We start from the raw sequence: 21,016 nt of genomic DNA on the forward strand, positions 1-21,016 counted from the left end.
AATCTAAGGTCCACAAACTACCTTGAATTAAAATATCACGAATTTGAGATAATTAGGCAAAAAAATCAATCTTATTTACCTTCATTAGAATTTAATATTTCTTGCGTATACGACCCCTCATATATTAAGCCGTGTTCCTTAACAAATGCTAATTTTTAAATTAGGGATTTTCTCTCCTTACCCCCCTTAATTTATATGTAGTAATTGTTTAGGAACCACCCTAACTATTCTCCTCCTCTCAATAAAAATTTTCTCGAATAATATATTTTTAACAAAAGAATCTTGAAATAAAATAATTCAACTTCGAGATTATTTTATTATAAATCATTTAAATGACTTGTCAACCATTTAATTAAAAAACTATTAATTTATTGGTTACTTTTTTTATACAAATTTTAATCCAAAATTAATCTCAATTCTTTATTTATTAGTGTATATAGGATATAATTATTTATATCGGAAAAAACATTGTTACTTTTAGTATCCCATCTTTATAAATAGGAGGTGTTTATCTTGAGTGAAAAGGAAACACAGGATAAGGTATGTTCAAAGGTCGAAGAATCGTACAATATTATCGGAAAAAAATGGATGGGTTTAATTATCCACACTCTGATGGAAGAACCAAAACGGTTTAGTGAAATCCATGCTTATATTCCGGATTTGAGTAAGAGAATGCTTAACGAACGAATAAAGGAACTTGAGGATTGTGGAATCGTCCTAAGAAATGTAATTACAGACCGCCCGGTTCGAACAGAGTATTCACTCACAAAAAAAGGGACGGAATTAGGAAGAGCCCTAAAGACAGTAGAGGATTGGGCTGATAAATGGCTATAAAGTAAAACTTCAATTAGTGTGAAAATTTCCTGATTTATAATATATTTATTATGACAACCTTTCCATTTTTATGGAAAGGTTGTTTCATGCTTAACCAGAAATGGGACAAATAAACATAAGCCTGCCAAGCCCCTTCTTAAACGAGGTGGCTTGGCAGGCTTATTAACTTAATGGTTGTACCTCTATATCCTATTCTACAGTTCTATCTAAATCGAAAATTTCTTTAATGCCAACACTGCATTATGTCCTCCAAAACCAAAACCATTAGAAATAGCATAGTTTATTTTCATGTTAACTGCATGGTTTGGAACATAATCTAAATCACACTCTTCATCTGGTACATCATAATTAATAGTTGGAGGAGCTATATCTTCCATGATACTTTTGAGGGTTATAACAGCCTCAATCCCACCTGCTGCTCCAAAAAGGTGCCCAGTCATTGATTTAGTGGAACTTACCTTTAAGTTATAAGCATGAGCACCGAAAACACTTTTAATTGCTTGGGTCTCTGATTTATCTCCTTCAGGGGTACTTGTACCATGTGCATTTATATAATCCACATCAGTCAATCAAATATTTCCCATTTCTAAAGCCAATTTCATGGCATTTGCGCCCCATTGTAATCAGGGGAAGTAATATGATATGCATCTGTTGTGGAACCATAACATACGATTTCTCCTAAAAAATGAAGGCACTGTCCTTTCCATCCATCGCGATAATTGCAAGGTTAATTGGGGCGGAGCTCGTATATGTTGAAGAAGGAAAAGCAGTTTTTGAATTACAATGAATACAGAAAAACATGCAAATCCTATGGGGACGATCCACGGTGGGATTCTATGTGATATTGCCAATATGGCGATGGGTGTAGCCTTTGCGAGTACATTAGAAACTAATGAAACCTTACAACCGTTGAACTTAAAATGAACTATTTAAAACCCGTCTGGAACGAAAAAATTATAGCAAAAGGAGAGGTTATGAAAAGAGGAAACACTATAGGGTTGATTAAGTGTGATGTTTTTGATGAAGGAGGTTCCTTAGTGGCCCATGCTTTAAGCACATGTATGATTCTTCGAGGAGATAAATCAACAGGAAGATAGGGCACCATTTTAGCTTATAAATTAATGGCGAAAAGTCTGCTTTAAAAAAAGCTACCGTCGACTGAAAATAGAACAGATTTGTACTAGCTGTTCCGATGTCTACACCCATCATATATTTTGAACTCACTATTTCTTCCTCCTGACTAAGGATTTTTTTCTGCTTCCTAATCAAGGAGAGAAGCTCAAAATAAGCTTCTCTCCTTCACGTAAAATATATATAGATGTGGCACTTAAACTTCCTATATTGTTTATAATAGAAGTATTGTTTTTAAACAAACAAATTTAGCAATAATACACCGCCAAAAGCAACAAATGAAAGTATTGTCTCCAACACTGTCCAAGTTTTAAAGGTTTCTTTCACTGATAATCCAAGATATTCTTTTACCATCCAGAATCCAGCATCGTTTACATGTGAAAACATCAATGATCCTGCACCTGTCGCGATAACAAGCAATTCCAGATTTACACCTGACATGTGTTGGACAACTGGTGAAACGATACCGGCTGCTGTTGTTAAGGCAACCGTCGCTGAACCTGTTGCAATACGAATTAATCCAGCAATCAAAAATGCCAAAACAAGTGGAGATAGTGATAAATGTTCGGACATTTGAGCAATGGTTGTACCTACACCACTGTCGATAAGAATTTGCTTAAATCCGCCGCCGGCCCCTATGATTGCTAGGATTGAACCAACTGGCAGCAGGCTTTCTTCTGTAAATTTTTTAATAGCTTTTTTATCCATGCCTTGACGAAATCCGAGAAAGAAAAATGCCGTAAAATTAGCAATCAAAAGCGCAATGACAGGACTCCCTATTAATGTTAAGAATTTCATCAGACCGCCAGGTAATGACATATACGGTGCTATTGCTGATAAGATCATTAATAATACTGGTAATAAAATAACAAAGAATGAAATTCCTGTTCCAGGTAATTTTTTCGCCGCTGTATTAATACGAATCAACTCTGGTTCTCCTTCAGGAATCACATGTTTATGAACCCACTTTGCAAATAATGGACCTGCGATGATGGCTGCAGGCAACGCAATGATTAGTGCGTAGAGTAGCACTTTTCCAAGATTAGCCTTATAGATCCCTATTGCCGCCATTGCCCCTGGGTGCGGCGGTACAAGACCATGTACGATAGATAGTCCAGTAATAGCTGGTAAAGCGATTAATAATATATTTTGTTTCGTTGTTTTATGAATGGAGATGACTAAAGGTAATAAAATTAAAATACCAACTTCAAAGAACACCGGGATTCCGATAATAAAACCAGAAAGTAGCATAGCCCATGGTAATTTCTTGACACCAAAGGAACGAACGAAGAAATTCGCTACTTGCATTCCGGCCCCTGATTCTGCCATCATCTTTCCTAAAATCGTACCTAACGCCAAAATTCCTACTAAGTGACCTAGAACATTCCCAACCCCGGTTTCATAGGCACTTACGATTTTATCCATTGATAAACCAGCCATAATTGCTAAGAACAAACTTGCAACGGTTAAACTTATAAACGCATGCCATTTCCACCAAGATACTCCTAAAACGACGATTACAATTGCCGCAAATGTAACCAGCAATAAATACGTATTCATTCTTAATTCCACCTTTTAAAATTACTTAGATTTTCTACTTCATAATGATATTGTGTTTGAGTAATTAAAAAGAAATACAGGATAAACTCTTATTTCTTTTCCACTGCATGTCCACCAAATTCATTGCGCAGTGCTGCCACGACTTTCCCTGTAAATGTATCGTTCTCTAGTGAACGATAGCGCATCAATAAGGACATTGCGATAACAGGAGTAGCGGCTTGAAGGTCCAAAGCTGTTTCAACTGTCCATTTGCCTTCACCGGAAGAATGCATAACCCCTTTTATCTCATCTAAATTCGCATCTTTAGAAAATGCTTTTTCTGTTAATTCCATGAGCCATGAACGAATAACGGAACCATGATTCCACACTCTTGCTACTTTTTCATAATCATAGTCAAACTCGCTTTTATCTAATATCTCAAACCCTTCACCGATGGCAGCCATCATTCCATACTCAATTCCGTTATGAACCATTTTCAAGAAGTGACCACTACCGGCTTTCCCTGCATGCAAATAGCCATTCTCCACAGCGGTGTCACGGAAAATTGGTTCGACAATTTCCCATGCTTCCTGGTCTCCTCCAACCATGTAACTAGCTCCATTTCGGGCACCCTCCATCCCGCCAGATGTTCCCGCATCCATAAAGTGCACTCCTATTTTTCTCAACTGGTTGTAACGAAGAACCGACTCTTTATAATGGGAGTTACCAGCTTCTATTACTATGTCACCTTTTGTTAAAAAGGGAGTAATCTCATTAATTACCGAATCAACTACGGAATGTGGAACCATAATCCAAATAACTCTTGGTGTTTCCAAGGATTGAACAAGTTCCGTTAAGTTTGATGTGCCTTTAGCTCCGTATTTACTCATTTCTACGACTGAGTCAGCATTTAAATCAAATGCTAAAACTTCGTAGTTATGATCCAATAGATTTTGTCCTAAATTTAACCCCATTTTCCCTAATCCGATTAATCCAACTTGCATACTAATTTCCTCCTCAAAATTATTTTCATAAAAAAGAATGATTCTTCCCTAACCATGTCCAAATCGACATCATTTTTTTAAACTATGTTGACCTTCTATAAACCGAACCGTGCCTGTTTTAGAACGCATGACCACCGAATGAGTTGTTGCGAAACCCCCATTATATTGAACCCCTTTAAGAAGCTCACCGTCGGTTACACCTGTTGCTACAAAAAAGGCATCCTCACCTTTCACAATGTCTTCCAACATTAAAACGCGGTTAACATCTCGAATGCCCATTTTTCCTAAACGAATCCATTCTTCTTCCGTTTGTGGTAATAGCTTTCCTTGAAAATCTCCACCCAAGCTTTTTAATGCAGTAGCAGCCAACACACCTTCAGGAGCTCCTCCCGAACCAAGTAATATATCGACTCCTGTTTTTTCAAATGCTGTATTAATGGCTGCTGCAACATCACCATCTTGAATCAGCTTCACTCTTGCTCCAGCATCACGAATCTCCTGAATCATTTTTTCATGTCTTTCTCGGTTCAAAATAGCGACTACAAGGTCTTCAATATTCTTGTGTTTTGCTTTTGCAACAGCTGATAGATTTTCAATTACAGGGGCATTGATGTCAATTTTCCCTGCTGCTTCCGGACCTACTGCAATCTTTTCCATATACATATCTGGTGCATGCAAAAGATTGCCACGCTCTGCTATTGCTATGGTAGCTAGTGCGTTCCATGTACCTGCAGCAACAATATTGGTTCCCTCTAATGGATCAACTGCTATATCTACTTCAGGGCCATCCCCTGTTCCTAATTGCTCGCCGATATACAACATCGGCGCCTCATCCATTTCGCCTTCTCCAATTACAACCGTTCCCTTCATATGGATGGTGTTAAACATATCCCGCATACCTTGAGTGGCTGCCTCATCTACTTCATCTTTCTTCCCTCTTCCCAACCATCTTGCAGCAGCTAATGCTGCTGCTTCTGTGACTCTGACAAGCTCAAGTGAAAAATTTCTGTCCATCACAGACACCTCCAGTTCTCCAGTTTTCAAAAAAACCTCGTATATTATTAAATGAATCAATTAGTGTGCAGAAAACGAATGGAATAGTAGAATTGTGCGTTTTTTATTTCGCCCATTGTTTTCTAACTTGTTCTTCAGCCAAACGTAAGATCTCTTGTTCTGAAACCTCTTTATAGGCAATAACATTTGTTAAATAATTTTTCCCTTGAAATCTGACTGTAACAGTTATTTCCATCATAATGATCACTCCTTTCTACCATGAAAATAAAGGGATGTTCCCCTAACCTAATATCGATTTCCGATTGTCAAATAACCATAAATGACAAATAGAATTTATCGAAAGGAATATTCCATTTTGTAAAAAAGTTATATCAGCAGTTTACCGATAATGGACTACAAGAATCATAGTTAGAGTCAGTTCTGCAAAATTTGTATTCCTTAAGTTTTGAAACAGACTCAGGAAGATACACTAACATTAAATGATCACCTGCTATTTTGGTGACTTTTTTAATATAAGGTTATCTTTAGTAACCATAATAACTCCAGAAATATATATTGTCAATTTAAATTTTTTAAAGTTGTTAAGCTCAATCAAAACCTTATAAAACCTATATTATTATAGTTACGATCAACTTTACATATTAATGTTTTATAAATTTTTTAAAGGATTTAAATTATCGTTACTAAAAATTTATTGGTTATTTTTAATGCATTTAATTATTAGTGAAAGCATTTTAATATTGTTCGGTGGTATGTGAACGATTTGAAGAATAAAGGATTCTCTCAGATTCAAAGATGAGTGTCCATGGTAATTAGGAGTGGCTCCTTATGCCTGTCTGGGCAAAAATATCATTGACTTTTGCATTAAAAAAATTCTAGAAAGGAAATATTTAAGCTATTAATATAATGAATAAACATTCTAAGTCGTCAATTGGCTCGGTATTGACTCAGTTCAATGTCATATGAATAGGCGATTAAAAGTTTGGGATCGTCTGGGTGATGATCTTAAACCAAGAACGTTAAATGAAGACGTAGCAAAGGAAATCTCATTAAAAGAACTTCCTGGAGTATTAAAGGATATTTTAAAAGGAAAAATACATGGAAGAACGATTGTTAAACTATAACATGCATAGTTTAAATCAAAATAGATATACATCAGTTATTATGATTTGAGCATTAATGTTTAAAACGCCTCAGAAATTTTTTCTGAGGCGTTTTAATATGATTCATAAAGACTTAATTAGTCTATACTGGTTTCTTAGATCTTTCATGCTTAGAAATAATTTAGTTCCAACCACTAAACAGATTTATTCAACAACCTGGAGAGTGACGTCAATATTCCCTCTAGTTGCTTTTGAGTATGGACAGAATTCGTGAGCCTTATGTACTAGTTGTTCTAATTTCTCCTTTTCCACACCAGTCCCTTTTACTTGCAACGTTACTGCAATTTTGAAGCCTTGATCGGCCTCATCCCTTAAGAAATCTACATTTGCCGTTACTTGTGATTCGAATTTGACATGTTCCTGCCTTGCGATGTGCTGTAAAGCCCCATCGAAACAAGCTGAGTAGCCACAAGCGAACAACTGTTCAGGGTTTGTAGCGTTTGGTAATTCTTTCGCTCTTGGGGAGCCTGGCATTGCTAAATCCACTTTTATTTTGCCATCAGATGATTCAACTCTGCCTTGTCTTCCTCCAGTAGCTGTTGCAGATGATGTGAATAATGGTTGTTTCGTCATTGATTTTTCTCCTTTTTAACAGATGTTAGCACCTTAAAATTCACAAAGAGGGAGTTAGGCCACTTTATTCAAAACCTATAATTATGGAAAAGCTAATCGGAAATTTCCGACTAGCTTTTCTTATTGATCAAAATGTTATTGATTCGATTTTTTTACCCACTCCGCAACTGTAACGGTACGTTTAGCTTGATGTTTAACAGCTGCCTGTACGTCTTCGATCATTTTCCCATCTTGTCCAACAGTAACACTTGTTCCATAAGGGTTACCACCTGCTCCGAAGGTGACTGGATCTGTATAACCAGGAGCCGCTACAATTGCACCCCAATGATACATGGTTGTATAAAGCGATAAAATCGTTGCCTCTTGACCGCCATGAGGATTTTGTGCAGAAGCCATGGCGCTAACTACTTTGTTTACAAGCTTTCCGTTAAACCATAAACCTCCGGTTGTATCCAAAAATTGCTTCATTTGTGCAGGCATGTTACCAAATCGCGTAGGTACACTGAAAATAATGGCATCTGCCCATTCTAAATCGTTTAATGTTACTTCAGGTACTGCCTTCGTTGCTTCAACATGAGCTTTCCAACCTGGATTTCCTTCAATAACTGATTGTGGTGCAAGCTCAGGGACTTTTAATACTTTTACTTCAGCACCCGCTTCTTTCGCTCCTTCTTCAGCCCATTTTGCTAATTGATAGTTTGTTCCACCCATGCTGTAATAAATTACGGCTAATTTTACATTTGTCATTGTTTCGTTCTCCTTTTCTGATGAATCTCCAAATAGTTTAGATAAAAAACCCATTTAATACACCACCTATTTTCTCAATCATTTTCAATTAATATTCAAATAAAGACGTTCTTTTTTTGTTTCTTTTCAAAAACAGTTGATTTACATTATTTAATTATAGTTTGCGATACCAATGAGCCGCGGCTTCTACCTCTTCGACGGTTAACTGATGGCCTCTATTCTCCCAATGAAGTTCAACCCTTGCGTTTGCATCCTCAAGTAACGATTGAAGTTCAGCCGATTCCAATGGTGAGCAGATTGGGTCATTTGTTCCAGCAGCAATAAATACTGACTTCCCTGACAAATCTGGAAGATCAATTCCTTTTCTCGGCACCATTGGATGATGAAGAATGGCACCTTTCAATGCATTTTGATAGTGGAATAATAAACTTGCAGCAATATTTGCACCATTAGAATACCCGATAGCCAAAATATTATTTCGGTCAAAATCATATTTTTGTGATGCTTCATCGAGAAACTCATTTAATTCTTTTGTTCGGAATATTAAATCTTCTTCATCAAATACTCCTTCAGCTAATCTTCGGAAAAATCGCGGCATTCCATTTTCCAATATATTTCCCCGAACACTTAATACTGAAGCCTCCTCATCAATTCTTCCCGCAAGTGGCAGCAGGTCTAATTCATTTCCACCTGTACCGTGTAGCAACAGTAAAGTTGGTTTTGATGGATCAGTCCCCTTATTAAATATATGTTTCATCATTTATCTCCTTCCTATACTCGAACCTTCGCAAAAGGTAGGTTTCTTCTAATTCTTCACGCTTTGACTCTAACCATGAAGGTAACATAAGTTTTTTTCCAAGTTCAGCGACAGGTTCATCAACCGAAAAGCCTGGCGGGTCGGTCGCTATTTCGAAGATGATTCCCCCTTCTTCATGAAAATAAAGAGCTTTAAAGTAGTTCCGATCAAGTATTTCTGTCGGATCGTCCAGAGGCTTATCATATCGAAACAATTATTCCTTTTCGTGAATTAATCTAATTCTCTTACTTCAATCGGAATCAATACTTGCTCAATTTCTCCTCTATGCGGTTCGTATTGTGATGGCAACATCAATTTTTCTCCCATCGTCGCCAATGATTCATCATGAGCGAATCCAGGTGGATCTGTTGCAATTTCAAATAGAATTTCTCCATGTTCTCTAAAGTAAATCGCATTAAAGTAGTTTCGATCCTGTACGGGTGTAACACCATACCCGTTCGTCTCAACATACCTCTTCCAATCCAATTGATCCTGGTCATCTTTAGCCCGCCATGCAATATGGTGTACTGTTCCTACACCCATTTGACCGCGTCCAATAGGAGTTAATTTTAGGTCGATAATATTTCCGATATCTGCAGAAGAACGATAACGAGCGAAATCTTCTTCTTTTCCGATTAATTCAAGTCCCATTACATTTTCTAACAATTCCCCGGTTTTGTTAGGTTGTGCAGATAAAAGAGTTGCGCCGCCAAACCCTTTGATAGCAACTTCAGGAGTTACCCCACCGAAAGTGAATGTATTGACTTCCCCTTCTTCTCTTTCCACAATTTCCAAGTGAAGTCCATGTGGATCATCGAATTCTAAATATTGCTCTCCAAAGCGTTCCATTTTAGTGAATGAAACGTTGAATTTTTCCAATCTATTTTCCCAAAATTCCATAGCGCCCTTCGGAACAACATAAGAAGTAACCCCTACTTGTCCATCACCAATAATTCCTTGACGTGCACCTGCCCATGGGAAAAAGGTAATAATCGTACCTGGTTTTCCGCCTTCATTACCGAAATAAAGATGATAAGTACCAGGATCATCAAAATTTACCGTTTGTTTTACTAATCGTAACCCTAGAACTCCAGCATAGAAATCCACATTTTCCTGCGGATGCCCTACAATTGCTGTTATATGGTGAATACCCATCGTTTTCTTAGTCATTTTTTTCACTCCATTTTCTAAAGTTTTAATTCATGAACTAGTGTCTGATACTGAAAAAATCCTATTATTAATTCTTTTAGATTATATTAATCTAATCCCTAATCTTATTTTGTACATTTAATGTGATTAGACTCTTATAATATCAATTAATTTTAATTCAAAAATCTCTATATCGAGATAATTTAACTGTAAAATCATTTTTTCACTCTATTATTAATTCTTTTCAAAAGATTGACTATTATTTGAGCCTCTTCACTATTTAAGGAGCCGAACATATCATTCACCAATTCTTGATGTTTTGGCATAATTTTCTCCATCAAAGCAATTCCAGCATTAGTTAATGCGACATGTATGACACGCCTGTCATCAGGACATGGAAGTCGATTTAATAAACCTTTTTGTTCTAATTTGTCAATTACATACGTCATCGAACCACTGGATATTAGGATGCTATTACCTATCTGCTGAATCGTTTGTTTTTCATTATGGTAAAGCACTTCTAAAACCAAAAATTCAGTAATACTTAGGTTATTTTTGGCCATCTCATCCCTTATTCGTTCCTGGATTACTTTTGAAGTATGCATCAATTCTAGAAATGGTTGGTTGGTGCATTCTCTTTTCATTTTAACCACCTCCTTTTATGAAATGTCTCGTTTCCAAATATCTTGAATTCGAGATTTCAATAAAAATAATATAATTTACGATGTTATTTTTGTCAATATTTCATTTTATTTGCATTAAACATCAGTTTTAATTTATCATTCGTTGAGCTTCACGAAGTTGAAAAATTCGACTTTTACGAGGCATAAATCTACGAATTTCTTCTCCGTTATATCCGACTTGTAACTTTTTTTCATCAATGATTAACGGTGTTCGTAATAATTCAGGGTTATCTTTAATGAACTTGTACAATTCTTGAAGTGATAAAGATTCAATGTTGCCATTCAATTTTTTAAAAGCTTTCGAATTTTTTGAAATGATTTGATCTGTACCATATTCTGTTAGATGAAGAATATTTTTAATCTCATCGATCGTAATCGGTTCAGACAAAATGTTTCTTTCTTTGTAGGTAATTTGGTGGTCCTCAAGCCAAGCTTTAGCTTTACGGCAATATACACAACTAGGTGTTAAATATAAAGTTACCATTTTAACAAGACCTTCCATTTAATACTATTATTGGATTTATCTCAAATCTAAATATCTCAAATTCAAGATAACTTAATTATAAATAATTTTATCAATTTGTCAACAATCTATCATTTATATTAACAAAATGGAAAAAATTATATATTATTACCAAACTCATAATATAGATCACTTTATCAATTTTATATAATGGGAAACTCACGGTGTATCATATCCATTGTTATTATAAATTTTAAGTTACAGCTCCATGATAAAGTATTCGAGGTAATTTATTAAAATTATAATGAATTACTTTTTCAAAACTATCCAAATATGCATGTAAAGATTGTGTAATCATAAGATTTAGCACTTTTTCTTTAGTATTAAAAATAATGATTGGCTTTTTAAGCGACCATGCATATCCAACTTCCCACATTGTTCCAGGATCCTGATCGTTATATACTGCAAAGATAATATCGCTATAATGAATGGCATTTACATCAGAAACAAAGTTTTGATTTTGCCATTGATAAGATCCAAAAGGAAACGTGCTTTTGTATTTTCGTGGTGAAAATACATTTAATCCTTTGTTAAATAAAATTATTTCTAAATTTTCTAACTGCGCAATTTGTTCCGAGTTAAAAAATGGTCCAGCCAAATATACATTCATTTATCTAACCTCCAAAGGGTTATAAAAAATGATTATTAAGAGGTATTTAAAAGTAGACATATTAAACATAAATTTTTATACCATTTCTTGGTCTACTTCTGAAAACCAGTCAATGCATTTTTTAAGAACCCTCTGGAACAAATGATTGAATTAAGATGTAACAATTAGTATTCCATCAAACCGCTTAGTGTACATTGAATTCCTCAAGTAACATTTTTTCTGTTTGAGGCATGGTTAGACCTAAGTGCCAGCACCCCATACCAGCTAGACCATATTGTCGAACTAGTCGAAACTTAACCAGTAAGCTGCGTGGGTCTTCAAACCAAACTTCGTGCAGATTTCCTTTATTGTCAACATAACGGAACCATGGTGAAGCAGCATTTTCATTATAGTGTACCGGACTTTGATATCCTGTGTATAAATCAATGGCATGTTGAGTGGAATAAGCAGAACCTGAACGTTTATTAGTTCCTATGATCCAATCATATGCGTACTGAGGAATTCCCAGCATTAACTTTGATTTATCTACAACAGAAACTGCATAATTAAGGGTAGCTTTTACTCTATCTATCGGAGCAATTGGCCCTGAAGGACCTCCTGGCCAATGCCAATCATACGTCATCAAAAACATTCTATCCAGATATTTCCCAAGCGTACGATAATCATAACCTGCTGAATAAGAGGGAATTTGATCGCCTTCTTTTGGCGGAACCGCCATCATAACTTCCATTCCAGCCGGATGAAGCTTTGAAGCTAATTCCTTAATAAACTGATTAAGGTTAGACCGATCTTTTGTTTTAACCTGTTCAAAGTCAATTACTACTCCTTTGTAATCGTGACTATCTAAAAGGGAATATATATTATTGACAAATTTTTGTCGTAACCATGGCGTACTTATTAACTGATGAGTAAGATTAGGATCAAACCCCTTTTCACTTAAATTTGTAAGTGTTGCAAAAGGTGGAAGATTTTCTTTCCAAGCAATCTTATGCGCCTCGTTTTCTGGTGTTTCAATGATATTTCCTTGTTCATCGGACCTATACTCAAACACGAAAATACTAGTAAGAGTCTTTTTATAGTTATTCAGCATCCAAGCATTTGAATTCTTATCTTTTGGAACAAAATAGGTTCCAGTCCAAATATTCATTTTTGGCGGCCTAGGGATACTTAATTTCTGACCAGGGACAAGTACTCGACTCTTTAAATGATTTTGTCTCATTAATGTTATTTCACTAATTGCGTGACGATTAGCGATCTCCCAAATACTTTCACCTTGCTGAACAATATAAGTCGAACCAGGAATCATCATAGCCTGTCCAAGGACTAGATGAGTATTCTTAGCTAAACCGTTCAGCTTAGCTAGGCCCTCTTCGTCTATTTTGTATTGTTTTGATATTTTGGTTAGGCTATCACCAGGTTTCACTTCATGGATGACTTGAGCAAAAGCGAAAATGGGAGTCATTAAAACCACACTAGCTGAAATTAACAAAAACAAAAGTTTCTTTATCATAGGAATCCTCCAATAATAAATTTTCTATCATAGTAATAGCTCAAATTGTTTTGAAACAGGCAATTCTTTAGTTTATGACCTTAAAAAACAATGGGCTGTTTAGTATTAATAGGATATAGTTTTCCGTCTAAGGCAAATGAAATTTTGCCCGTTTCTTCGGATACCACTAATGCTAGAGCGTCGCTTTTTTCTGATATCCCAAGAGCTGCTCTGTGGCGTGTCCCCAGTTTTTTACCCACAATATTCTTTGTTGTTAAAGGAAGGACATTAGCTGCAGAAACCACTTCGTTTCCCTTAATTAAAACAGCCCCATCATGCAACGGGTTCCCTGGGTAAAAGATGGATTCCAATAATTTAGCCGTTACTATTGCTCCTATTGTCGTTCCTTTTTGAATAATAGGCTCAACGGAATCAACACGTTGAACTACGATCAGGCCACCGTGCCTATGTTTCGAAAGATTCTGAACAGTAGTGGATATATCTTCATAAGTATCAGTAAAAGATGATAAATAACAATTTAAGTAAAAAGAGGCAGCCATTGTTTCAATTTCAATTAAATGTTGTTTAACATCCTCGAGACTTCCCAATACACAATAATTTTCTTTACCAAGTATGTCTAAATTAGATTGCAGTAGGAGAATTAGTTGTTGAATACCATCTTCTAAATGTTGTTTCATAGGTGAAAAGTCACAATTATTGCTGTCCATGCTTGGATACCTCCATATACATTTTTATCCTGTAGGACTATTGAAAATTAAATTCCTAAAGTAATATCTCCTCTATTTGTTGCATAGTGGCACCTAAATGCCAGCAGCCTAACTCTCCTAATCCATATTCTTTAAATAGCCTGTGTAGATTACGAGGGTCTTCAAACCACACTTCATGCAAAGTTCATCTAAACCAGGGATAATCTGCCATTTCACCATAATAAATTTGACTTTCATGATTTATAAACATCCATTATAGTATTAGTAAGATGTTCTGTTAATATAAAATGGTAAATCAATCCAATAAAGACATATAAAAAAGGATCCCATACTGAAAGGATCCTTAATGATATTGATTCTATTAATAATCTGGAAATGGTACCTTTAAAAGACAGTATGTAATAATAAAAAAATCTATAATCAATAAAAAATTAACGAACACTTGCAAGAGATTCTTTTAGGTCCAAACTGGTTATAATCGAGCTCACCTCACTTATTAGCTTCTGATTTTTGATTTTTTCTCCACTGAAGTAACTAGGTAATTAATTATTGAATAGCTTTTTTTACCCATTCAGCTATTGTAACTGTACGTTTTGCCTGATGCTTAACGGCAGCCTGAACGGCAGAATGCTCCTCAACCATTTTCCCATTCTGATCAACAGTAACACTTGTTCCATATGGGTTTCCTCCAGCTCCAAATATCACTTGATCAGTATATCCTGGAGTTGCAATAATCGCTCCCCAGTGATGCATCGAAGTATATATAGATAATATGGTTGCCTCTTGTCCACCATGTGGATTTTGTGCGGATGTCATCGCACTAACCACCTTATTTACAAGTTTCCCATTAAACCATAAACCACCTGTTGTGTCTAAAAACTGTTTCATCTGTGATGGCATATTACCAAAACGAGTTGGAACACTGAAAATTATTGCGTCTGCCCATTCTAAATCACTAAGTGATACTGTTGGAATACATACTGCAACTTCCTCATGGTAGTTCTTCCATGCAGGGTTAGCATCAATAACAGATTGAGGAGCAAGTTCTGGAACTTTTAAAATCTTAACCTCTGCACCAGCTTCCTTCGCCGCCTCAGCAGCCCATTGTGCTAACTGATAATTTGTACCTGTTGAACTATATAAGATGATTGCAAGATTTACATTAGACATATTGCCAATCTCCTTTTCATTTAGAAAATAATAAAATTTAAACTTGAATAGAAATTCAAATATATGTTGCCCATGCATTTATTTTCAATCCTAAGTTTTACACCTTTCCTCATATTTTTTACCACGGATAAAATGAAAAAAACTAATCGGAATGGGATCCGATTAGTTTTTTTCTTTGCGCCCCAATTTGAGCTTCTTTCGCTCCAATCAACAGGCAAGTTTAATACAGCCTTTATTTTATTTAAATACTTTAACACGGTCTTCTATTGGTTGGAATTGTTTCTCTCTAGGTGAAGCTATCGGCTTACCAAATGGCATTTGGGCTATCATTTTCCAACTACTTGGAATTCTCCATTTCTTTTTAACTTCATCGTCAATAAGTGGATTATAGTGTTGTAATGAAGCACCAAACCCTTCAATTTCCAGCGAGGTCCATATTACATATTGAAGCATCGCATTTGATTGTTGAGCCCAAACAGGGAAATTTTCGGCATACGACGAGAATTGTTTTTGAAAAGATTCAATTACTGCCATTTCTTCAAAAAATAATACGGTGCCATATCCACTGCCAAAGGCATTCATTTTTTCTTCAGTAGGAGCAAAGTTTTCAACTGGAACGATTTTCCTCAACGTTTCAGTTGTAATACTCCACAGGTTAGTGTGATGTTCTCCTAATAAAAGAACTACTCTTTGGGCTTGAGTATTAAATTCTGATGGGGTATGCTTTACAGCATGATTTATTACCTCTTGAATTCTTTCATCAGATACCACTGGTTCACTGCTAATTCCATAAAAAGTACGTCGTTCCTCTACTGCGGTATAAAAATCCTTCGAAGCTGTCATTTAATTATCTCCTGTTCATTCTATTAATGTTTAATATCAAAATTCAATTTTAATAATTCCTCTTTTTAAATTTCTTTATACCATTTTCACTGCAGCTACTACCTCTTTGGCTTTTATTTCGTTCCAAATCAAGCCCTCATGAAAATAATGCTTTAAAGTAGGTGCGGCCAAGAATTTTTGTTGGATGATATCCCTTATCTTGCAGAAGAATGGGATTTACAAGGACTATTTTGGTCTTTCTATTTCAAAAATCTCTCCAATTTTCGCATAATTATTACCAGCCAATCGGCTTACAGCGGCTAAGCCCCCAGGGTTTATTCTTCCCTTGTCATAAATTTCATTATCAATATGAAATTGAACCACTTTTCCGATAATTAAATCACTGCCAGGTGATTCCGAACCACCTAATTCTACGGAATGTTCTAAAACACATTCCATTCGGATTTTTGCTTCCCCTACTCCAGGAACAGAAATTTTTATGCTGTCAATAGGAGTTAAATTTGCTAACTCAATCTCACTCTGATCTGGAGGCAGGATTGCCGCTGTTTTATTTACTTTTTCAACATTTTGTTCATCCACAATATGGACAACAAATTCCTTGGCCTCGATGATGTTTCTCGCTGTATCCTTCTGTCTTCCTTCTGGCCGTTGAATCGCTAAAGATATCATTGGCGGATTAGCTGTAACAATATTAAAATAACTGAATGGTGCACCATTCAAAATACCATCTTTCGAAATCGTTGTGACGAAAGCAATCGGTCTTGGTATAATGCTTCCTATTAAAAATTTATAATTTTCTCTTTCGGTATTTGTGGCTGGGTCTATGGAAAGCATTGCAATCATTCCTTTTCGTGAATTAGTCTAATTCTCTCACTTCATACGGAAACAATGCGCGCTCAATTTGTCCTCTATGAGGTTCATATTGTGAAGGCAGCATCAATTTTTCTCCCATTGTTGCGTGTGTTTCATCATGAGCGAACCCTGGTGGATCTGTTGCAATTTCAAATAGAATTTCCCCATATTCTCTAAAGTAAATCGCATTAAAGTAGTTTCTGTCTCTAACCGGAGTTACTCCATATCCATTTCTCTCTACAAATACCTTCCAATCCAATTGATCCTGGTCATCTTTTGCCCGCCATGCAATGTGATGTACTGTTCCTACACCCATTTGACCGCGTCCAATAGGCGTTAATTTTAGATCAATGATATTTCCGATATCAGCTAAGGAACGATAACGAGCGAAATCTCCTTCTTTTCCGATAAATTCAAGTCCCATTACTTTTTCTAACAATTCCCCCGTTTTGTTAGGTTGTGCAGAAAATAGAGTTGCACCGCCAAAACCTTTAATAGCAACTTCAGGAGTTACCCCTCCAAAAGTCCAAGAATTGACTTCCCCTTCTTCTCTTTCCACAATTTCCAAGTGAAGTCCATGCGGATCATCAAATTCTAAATATTGCTCTCCAAAGCGTTCCATTTTTGTGTACGAAACATTGAATTTTTCAAGTCTATTTTCCCAGAATTCCATGGCGCCTTTTGGAACTACATAAGAAGTAACCCCCACTTGACCATCTCCAATGATTCCCGGGCGGGCCCCTACCCAAGGGAAAAAGGTGATAATCGTCCCCGGTTTTCCACCTTCATTACCGAAATAAAGATGATAAGTGCCAGGATCATCAAAATTTACAGTTTGTTTGACTAAACGCAAACCTAGAACCCCTGCGTAAAAATCTACATTCTCCTGTGGATGACCTACAATTGCAGTAATATGATGAATACCCATCGTTTTCTTAGTCATTTTTGTCACTCCATTATCGGAAGATTTTTTATTCTATAAATGAACAGTTGATTGATCCTTTTATTAATCTAATACCTAATGATTGTTTTGAACATTTGATACGATTTAACTCTGTTAAATTATTTATTTTTAATTCAATAATCTGCAATTCGAGATATTTTTGAAAAATAAAAGTCTAACGCATATTGCCCAGGACCCATAAAAGCAATAATAATGGAACTCACAATTATATCTCCAATTAAAATATCTCAAATTCAAGATAACTTTATTATAATAAATTTAAACACTTTGTCAACAATGTATTAAAAACTTCCATACCATTAAACCTGAATCTTACTCGGCGTATGATCGGAACGTAATTAACTCATCCCTTACTATTCAATCAAAAAAATAAGAGCCAACAATTTTGTTGACTCTTTAATAAATTTGTTATGCTATTAATTTGCCAATCAATTAAAAAGTATGAGCTAAATCTTTTGCTCTTGCAATGGCATTTTCTTTAATTTCCTGTGCTTTATCTGGCATTGCGTTATGTCCTTCTACAAATAAACCTTCAAAAGAAGGAACTCCGAAGAATTGCATCATCACATTTAGATAACGGTGTCCCATTTCCATTTGAGTAGCAGGACCTTTTGAATATATACCGCCACGAGCTTGAATATGTAGCGCTTTTTTATCCGTCAATAATCCTACAGGACCTTGTTCTGAGTACTTAAAGGTTTTACCTGCAACAGAAACAGAATCAAGATATGCCTTCATAACTGGTGGAAATGAAAAGTTCCATAAAGGTGTTACAAATACATATTTATCAGCCGAAACAAATTGTTCCGATAACTCTGAAAGCCGCCCAACTTTAGCTTGCTCTTCAGAAGAAAGTTCCTCGAATCCTTTACCAGATTGGAGTTTTCCCCAGCCGCTAAATACGTCAGCATCAATATGTGGAATATTTTCCTTGTAAAGGTCAATCGAAATAATTTCATCATTTGGATTCACTTCTTTATAAGTCTCCATAAATGCTTTTCCTGCTGCCATACTGAAAGATTGATTGTGATCATGGGGATGAGCAGTAATGTACAATACTTTTGTCATTTTTTTCTTTCCTTTCATTACGAACCGTTTTAGTTTTAAACTAAAATCATCTTTTTATTTCGAATTAAGATAATTTTAATTCGAAATAATAGTAATATAATTTAGAAGTTAATTCAACCATTTTGTTTATGTATAAAAAGAATTCTTTCATATCTCCCTATTGCTGGTTGGCAGGTTATGATAATTATGCCTCTAAAATTTATATATTGATTTTATTCCCCATTTTTACTACAATATAAATGTAACCAAGTTACTTTTTATATACATGTTATTTTTAGTTATTTGTTATGCTATATAATAAAGATAAAAAGTGAGGTAATTAAAGTGAACTTATTAGAATCCAAAGTTATTCAAACTAAGTCAGAAAAAGAAATTTATATTGATCAAAATACAAACATTGAAATAGGCGGTATCCAATATCCTGAAAAAGCCCATCCCTATTATGAATTTATGGTTGGCTTAGAATTAATACGGATAAGGACTAATGAATATTATGGAACTAAAAAAGCATACTTTGGTATACGAATTACAGAGAATTTACAATCATTGACCATATTTGAGCCAGATCAACAAAGTATTTTTGCCTCTAAAAGTGAAGAGGAAAAGGATGCTGCAATAGAATTAATAAATTATTTATTAATTGAATCGCTTAATTTTAAACAATTTGTAATGACAATGAACCGTAATCTCAAAACAGAAAATGGAATTTTTGAAAAAGAAATAAGTAAATTAAAAGCTAAAGAAGCATTATTGGAAAAATTATTAAAAGTCACTTATGAAGATGTTAAATTTACCATACAAAGGAAAATAATAGCTTGAGTTTAGCTTATGTTAAATCATGTATTATTATTTAATAAACATTAGTAGGGGAAAAGCTTATAATAATATTAAAATGTGCTTTTCCCCATTGATTTTTCCTCTTAACTTCTTTATAAATTTCCTCTAGATTTTCCTCATCTCTATACTAAAATTTTTGAATTTATGGAAACTTCCCTTTTTTACTTTAAACAAAAATTTGATTAATAAGCTTTTTACTATGCAAATTTGGTTACAATAAGTTCATAAGAAATAAAATGTGTGTATGAATGAAGGAGGGTAAGATATTTAGTGGAAGGACAGGAAAACCTTCAACCAGAGGTTGAAAAATCCTTTGAATTAATAGGAAAAAGATGGACAGGATTAATTATATATGTATTATTAAGCGGACCAAAGCGTTTTAGTGAAATTCACTCAATTATACCTGACTTAAGTAAACGAGTGTTGACAGAAAGAATGAAAGAATTAGAAGAGCATGGAATTGTATTACGTCATGTTATTCCTGCGCGCCCAGTAAGAACAGAGTATTTATTAACGAAAAAGGGACACGAGTTAGGGAAAATTCTTGGCCCTATTAGTCAGTGGGCAACGAACTGGATGAAAGAAAATTACTAATAAGATTTTAGAAGGGTATTTACTCACATAAGGATAACCGGTAAATTTAGGAAAGGCAGGATGAGATTTTTGGCAAATGTTCTTTATATAACAGCACATCCTCTTGACCCCGAACGGTCATATAGCTTAACAGTTGGAAAAGCATTTATCGATTCTTATAAGGAGTTTCATCCTCATGATAAAATTGTCCACCTTGATTTATATAAAGCAGACATCCCCTATCTCGACTCAGATGTATTTAATGGCTGGGAAAAACTTCAGACAGGTGCATCATTTGAGCAATTAACATCCGTGGAAAGGTCTAAGGTTGGACGTTTAGCCGAACTGGGTGGACAATTCATATTATCAGATAAATATGTATTTGTTACCCCAATGTGGAATTTTTCTGTCCCTGCCATCATGAAGACCTATCTTGATGCTGTAGCTGTATCAGGTAAAACTTTTAAATATTCCAAACAAGGATCTAAGGGCCTATTAATAGGAAAGAAGGCGATACATATTCAAGCTCGGGGAGATGTGTATTCGGAGGGACTAGAAGCGGAATTGGAAATGGGGCATCGATATCTTGAAGTAATGATGAATTTTTTTGGAGTACAAAACTTGGAAAAAATTATCATAGAAGGACATCTTCAATTTCCAGAAAGAGCCCAAGAAATCAAAGAAAAAGCCATTATTGCCGCAAAGGAAGCAGCACAAATTTTTTAA

At 35.3% G+C, this 21,016-nt stretch carries 25 protein-coding genes and 1 pseudogene; 6 read left to right on the plus strand and 20 right to left on the minus strand.

The features are described from left to right. The first annotated feature begins 513 nt into the window (after positions 1 to 513). Positions 514 to 834: a winged helix-turn-helix transcriptional regulator gene (locus ACIFOT_RS30080; protein WP_335453397.1), complete on the plus strand. Its 321-nt coding sequence runs from the start codon at positions 514 to 516 to the stop codon at positions 832 to 834. Positions 835 to 1,040: 206 nt separating this feature from the next. On the opposite strand, the pseudogene ACIFOT_RS30085 reads toward ACIFOT_RS30080, so the two are convergent. Further along, positions 1,041 to 1,516 (minus strand): annotated as a pseudogene (locus ACIFOT_RS30085) (beta-ketoacyl-[acyl-carrier-protein] synthase II); the annotation flags it as partial. 238 nt (positions 1,517 to 1,754) lie between these two features. Here ACIFOT_RS30085 and ACIFOT_RS30090 point away from each other — a divergent pair. Then, positions 1,755 to 1,931, plus strand: a complete 177-nt coding sequence (locus ACIFOT_RS30090; protein ID WP_430072003.1) for a PaaI family thioesterase — start codon at positions 1,755 to 1,757, stop codon at positions 1,929 to 1,931. Between the two features lie 268 nt (positions 1,932 to 2,199). On the opposite strand, the gene ACIFOT_RS30095 is transcribed toward ACIFOT_RS30090, so the two are convergent. The 4 genes from ACIFOT_RS30095 to ACIFOT_RS30110 all read right to left on the minus strand — a co-directional run bounded on the left by ACIFOT_RS30095 (position 2,200) and on the right by ACIFOT_RS30110 (position 5,760). Further along, on the minus strand, positions 2,200 to 3,525 hold the full coding sequence (locus ACIFOT_RS30095) for a GntP family permease (protein WP_430072006.1): 1,326 nt from the start codon (positions 3,523 to 3,525) through the stop codon (positions 2,200 to 2,202). An 89-nt stretch (positions 3,526 to 3,614) separates the two neighbouring features. Beyond that, complete coding sequence (gene gnd, locus ACIFOT_RS30100) at positions 3,615 to 4,508, minus strand: phosphogluconate dehydrogenase (NAD(+)-dependent, decarboxylating) (protein WP_430072009.1); 894 nt, start codon at positions 4,506 to 4,508, stop codon at positions 3,615 to 3,617. Between the two features lie 69 nt (positions 4,509 to 4,577). Then, on the minus strand, positions 4,578 to 5,522 hold the full coding sequence (gene glpX, locus ACIFOT_RS30105) for a class II fructose-bisphosphatase (RefSeq protein ID WP_430072012.1): 945 nt from the start codon (positions 5,520 to 5,522) through the stop codon (positions 4,578 to 4,580). Between the two features lie 103 nt (positions 5,523 to 5,625). Next, positions 5,626 to 5,760 carry a BA3454 family stress response protein gene (locus ACIFOT_RS30110; RefSeq protein WP_335453391.1) on the minus strand — a complete coding sequence of 45 codons (135 nt, stop codon included), beginning with the start codon at positions 5,758 to 5,760 and terminating at the stop codon, positions 5,626 to 5,628. 724 nt (positions 5,761 to 6,484) lie between these two features. Between ACIFOT_RS30110 and ACIFOT_RS30115 the strand changes: the two genes are divergently transcribed. Further along, a complete protein-coding gene (locus tag ACIFOT_RS30115) occupies positions 6,485 to 6,646 on the plus strand; it encodes a hypothetical protein (RefSeq protein ID WP_430072015.1) in 162 nt (53 codons plus the stop codon). A 183-nt stretch (positions 6,647 to 6,829) separates the two neighbouring features. Here ACIFOT_RS30115 and ACIFOT_RS30120 read toward each other — a convergent pair whose 3' ends face one another. The 15 genes from ACIFOT_RS30120 to ACIFOT_RS30190 form a co-directional block, all read right to left on the minus strand. After that, positions 6,830 to 7,258, minus strand: coding sequence for an organic hydroperoxide resistance protein (locus ACIFOT_RS30120; RefSeq protein ID WP_430072018.1), 429 nt, complete (start codon positions 7,256 to 7,258; stop codon positions 6,830 to 6,832). A 135-nt stretch (positions 7,259 to 7,393) separates the two neighbouring features. After that, positions 7,394 to 8,059, minus strand: coding sequence for an NAD(P)H:quinone oxidoreductase (gene wrbA, locus ACIFOT_RS30125; RefSeq protein ID WP_430072021.1), 666 nt, complete (start codon positions 8,057 to 8,059; stop codon positions 7,394 to 7,396). A 100-nt stretch (positions 8,060 to 8,159) separates the two neighbouring features. Beyond that, positions 8,160 to 8,762 carry an alpha/beta hydrolase gene (locus ACIFOT_RS30130; protein ID WP_430072132.1) on the minus strand — a complete coding sequence of 201 codons (603 nt, stop codon included), beginning with the start codon at positions 8,760 to 8,762 and terminating at the stop codon, positions 8,160 to 8,162. After that, positions 8,746 to 9,015: a hypothetical protein gene (locus ACIFOT_RS30135; protein WP_430072024.1), complete on the minus strand. Its 270-nt coding sequence runs from the start codon at positions 9,013 to 9,015 to the stop codon at positions 8,746 to 8,748. Before ACIFOT_RS30135 ends, ACIFOT_RS30130 begins: the two co-directional genes overlap by 17 nt. A 17-nt stretch (positions 9,016 to 9,032) precedes the next feature. Next, a complete protein-coding gene (locus ACIFOT_RS30140) occupies positions 9,033 to 9,971 on the minus strand; it encodes a ring-cleaving dioxygenase (RefSeq protein WP_430072026.1) in 939 nt (312 codons plus the stop codon). Positions 9,972 to 10,165: 194 nt separating this feature from the next. Beyond that, positions 10,166 to 10,594: a MarR family winged helix-turn-helix transcriptional regulator gene (locus tag ACIFOT_RS30145; RefSeq protein ID WP_430072029.1), complete on the minus strand. Its 429-nt coding sequence runs from the start codon at positions 10,592 to 10,594 to the stop codon at positions 10,166 to 10,168. A gap of 127 nt (positions 10,595 to 10,721) precedes the next feature. Then, complete coding sequence (gene spxA / locus ACIFOT_RS30150) at positions 10,722 to 11,117, minus strand: transcriptional regulator SpxA (RefSeq protein ID WP_430072031.1); 396 nt, start codon at positions 11,115 to 11,117, stop codon at positions 10,722 to 10,724. A 232-nt stretch (positions 11,118 to 11,349) separates the two neighbouring features. Beyond that, positions 11,350 to 11,766 carry a nucleoside 2-deoxyribosyltransferase gene (locus ACIFOT_RS30155; protein WP_430072034.1) on the minus strand — a complete coding sequence of 139 codons (417 nt, stop codon included), beginning with the start codon at positions 11,764 to 11,766 and terminating at the stop codon, positions 11,350 to 11,352. Positions 11,767 to 11,950: 184 nt separating this feature from the next. Beyond that, positions 11,951 to 13,276 carry a glycosyl hydrolase family 18 protein gene (locus ACIFOT_RS30160; RefSeq protein ID WP_430072036.1) on the minus strand — a complete coding sequence of 442 codons (1,326 nt, stop codon included), beginning with the start codon at positions 13,274 to 13,276 and terminating at the stop codon, positions 11,951 to 11,953. 80 nt (positions 13,277 to 13,356) lie between these two features. Next, on the minus strand, positions 13,357 to 13,983 hold the full coding sequence (gene cdaS / locus ACIFOT_RS30165; RefSeq protein ID WP_430072038.1) for a sporulation-specific diadenylate cyclase CdaS: 627 nt from the start codon (positions 13,981 to 13,983) through the stop codon (positions 13,357 to 13,359). 546 nt (positions 13,984 to 14,529) lie between these two features. Continuing rightward, positions 14,530 to 15,153: an NAD(P)H:quinone oxidoreductase gene (gene wrbA, locus ACIFOT_RS30170; protein WP_430072040.1), complete on the minus strand. Its 624-nt coding sequence runs from the start codon at positions 15,151 to 15,153 to the stop codon at positions 14,530 to 14,532. Between the two features lie 237 nt (positions 15,154 to 15,390). After that, a complete protein-coding gene (locus tag ACIFOT_RS30175) occupies positions 15,391 to 15,996 on the minus strand; it encodes a nitroreductase family protein (RefSeq protein ID WP_430072042.1) in 606 nt (201 codons plus the stop codon). Positions 15,997 to 16,221: 225 nt separating this feature from the next. Beyond that, positions 16,222 to 16,830 (minus strand): flavin reductase family protein, encoded by a 609-nt coding sequence (locus tag ACIFOT_RS30180; protein WP_430072045.1) that lies wholly within the window; start codon positions 16,828 to 16,830, stop codon positions 16,222 to 16,224. 22 nt (positions 16,831 to 16,852) lie between these two features. Beyond that, positions 16,853 to 17,791: a ring-cleaving dioxygenase gene (locus tag ACIFOT_RS30185; protein ID WP_430072048.1), complete on the minus strand. Its 939-nt coding sequence runs from the start codon at positions 17,789 to 17,791 to the stop codon at positions 16,853 to 16,855. Between the two features lie 453 nt (positions 17,792 to 18,244). After that, on the minus strand, positions 18,245 to 18,880 hold the full coding sequence (locus tag ACIFOT_RS30190) for an FMN-dependent NADH-azoreductase (protein WP_430072050.1): 636 nt from the start codon (positions 18,878 to 18,880) through the stop codon (positions 18,245 to 18,247). 324 nt (positions 18,881 to 19,204) lie between these two features. Here ACIFOT_RS30190 and ACIFOT_RS30195 point away from each other — a divergent pair, with 324 nt between their 5' ends. The 3 genes from ACIFOT_RS30195 (at position 19,205) to ACIFOT_RS30205 (ending at position 21,016) form a co-directional block, all read left to right on the plus strand. Further along, entirely contained in the window at positions 19,205 to 19,699 is a 495-nt protein-coding gene (locus ACIFOT_RS30195; protein ID WP_430072053.1) for a hypothetical protein, read from the plus strand. 288 nt (positions 19,700 to 19,987) lie between these two features. Further along, positions 19,988 to 20,311: a winged helix-turn-helix transcriptional regulator gene (locus tag ACIFOT_RS30200; protein WP_335714948.1), complete on the plus strand. Its 324-nt coding sequence runs from the start codon at positions 19,988 to 19,990 to the stop codon at positions 20,309 to 20,311. A 69-nt stretch (positions 20,312 to 20,380) separates the two neighbouring features. Then, complete coding sequence (locus ACIFOT_RS30205; protein ID WP_430072056.1) at positions 20,381 to 21,016, plus strand: FMN-dependent NADH-azoreductase; 636 nt, start codon at positions 20,381 to 20,383, stop codon at positions 21,014 to 21,016.

It is taken from the genome of Neobacillus sp. NRS-1170 (genome assembly GCF_050468025.1).

Excerpts from the sequence above, each read along its gene's own strand:
- ACIFOT_RS30160 (WP_430072036.1), bottom strand. The coding sequence starts at position 13,276 with ATGATAAAGAAACTTTTGTTTTTGTTAATTTCAGCTAGTGTGGTTTTA.
- ACIFOT_RS30095 (WP_430072006.1), bottom strand. The coding sequence starts at position 3,525 with ATGAATACGTATTTATTGCTGGTTACATTTGCGGCAATTGTAATCGTC.
- ACIFOT_RS30140 (WP_430072026.1), bottom strand. The coding sequence starts at position 9,971 with ATGACTAAGAAAACGATGGGTATTCACCATATAACAGCAATTGTAGGG.
- ACIFOT_RS30190 (WP_430072050.1), bottom strand. The coding sequence starts at position 18,880 with ATGACAAAAGTATTGTACATTACTGCTCATCCCCATGATCACAATCAA.
- ACIFOT_RS30115 (WP_430072015.1), top strand. The coding sequence starts at position 6,485 with ATGAATAGGCGATTAAAAGTTTGGGATCGTCTGGGTGATGATCTTAAA.
- spxA (WP_430072031.1), bottom strand. The coding sequence starts at position 11,117 with ATGGTAACTTTATATTTAACACCTAGTTGTGTATATTGCCGTAAAGCT.
- ACIFOT_RS30130 (WP_430072132.1), bottom strand. The coding sequence starts at position 8,762 with ATGAAACATATATTTAATAAGGGGACTGATCCATCAAAACCAACTTTA.
- ACIFOT_RS30175 (WP_430072042.1), bottom strand. The coding sequence starts at position 15,996 with ATGACAGCTTCGAAGGATTTTTATACCGCAGTAGAGGAACGACGTACT.
- wrbA (WP_430072021.1), bottom strand. The coding sequence starts at position 8,059 with ATGGGTTTTTTATCTAAACTATTTGGAGATTCATCAGAAAAGGAGAAC.
- ACIFOT_RS30180 (WP_430072045.1), bottom strand. The coding sequence starts at position 16,830 with ATGCTTTCCATAGACCCAGCCACAAATACCGAAAGAGAAAATTATAAA.
- ACIFOT_RS30120 (WP_430072018.1), bottom strand. The coding sequence starts at position 7,258 with ATGACGAAACAACCATTATTCACATCATCTGCAACAGCTACTGGAGGA.
- ACIFOT_RS30090 (WP_430072003.1), top strand. The coding sequence starts at position 1,755 with ATGAACTATTTAAAACCCGTCTGGAACGAAAAAATTATAGCAAAAGGA.
- ACIFOT_RS30145 (WP_430072029.1), bottom strand. The coding sequence starts at position 10,594 with ATGAAAAGAGAATGCACCAACCAACCATTTCTAGAATTGATGCATACT.
- glpX (WP_430072012.1), bottom strand. The coding sequence starts at position 5,522 with ATGGACAGAAATTTTTCACTTGAGCTTGTCAGAGTCACAGAAGCAGCA.
- ACIFOT_RS30110 (WP_335453391.1), bottom strand. The coding sequence starts at position 5,760 with ATGATGGAAATAACTGTTACAGTCAGATTTCAAGGGAAAAATTATTTA.
- ACIFOT_RS30185 (WP_430072048.1), bottom strand. The coding sequence starts at position 17,791 with ATGACTAAGAAAACGATGGGTATTCATCATATTACTGCAATTGTAGGT.
- cdaS (WP_430072038.1), bottom strand. The coding sequence starts at position 13,983 with ATGGACAGCAATAATTGTGACTTTTCACCTATGAAACAACATTTAGAA.
- gnd (WP_430072009.1), bottom strand. The coding sequence starts at position 4,508 with ATGCAAGTTGGATTAATCGGATTAGGGAAAATGGGGTTAAATTTAGGA.
- wrbA (WP_430072040.1), bottom strand. The coding sequence starts at position 15,153 with ATGTCTAATGTAAATCTTGCAATCATCTTATATAGTTCAACAGGTACA.
- ACIFOT_RS30155 (WP_430072034.1), bottom strand. The coding sequence starts at position 11,766 with ATGAATGTATATTTGGCTGGACCATTTTTTAACTCGGAACAAATTGCG.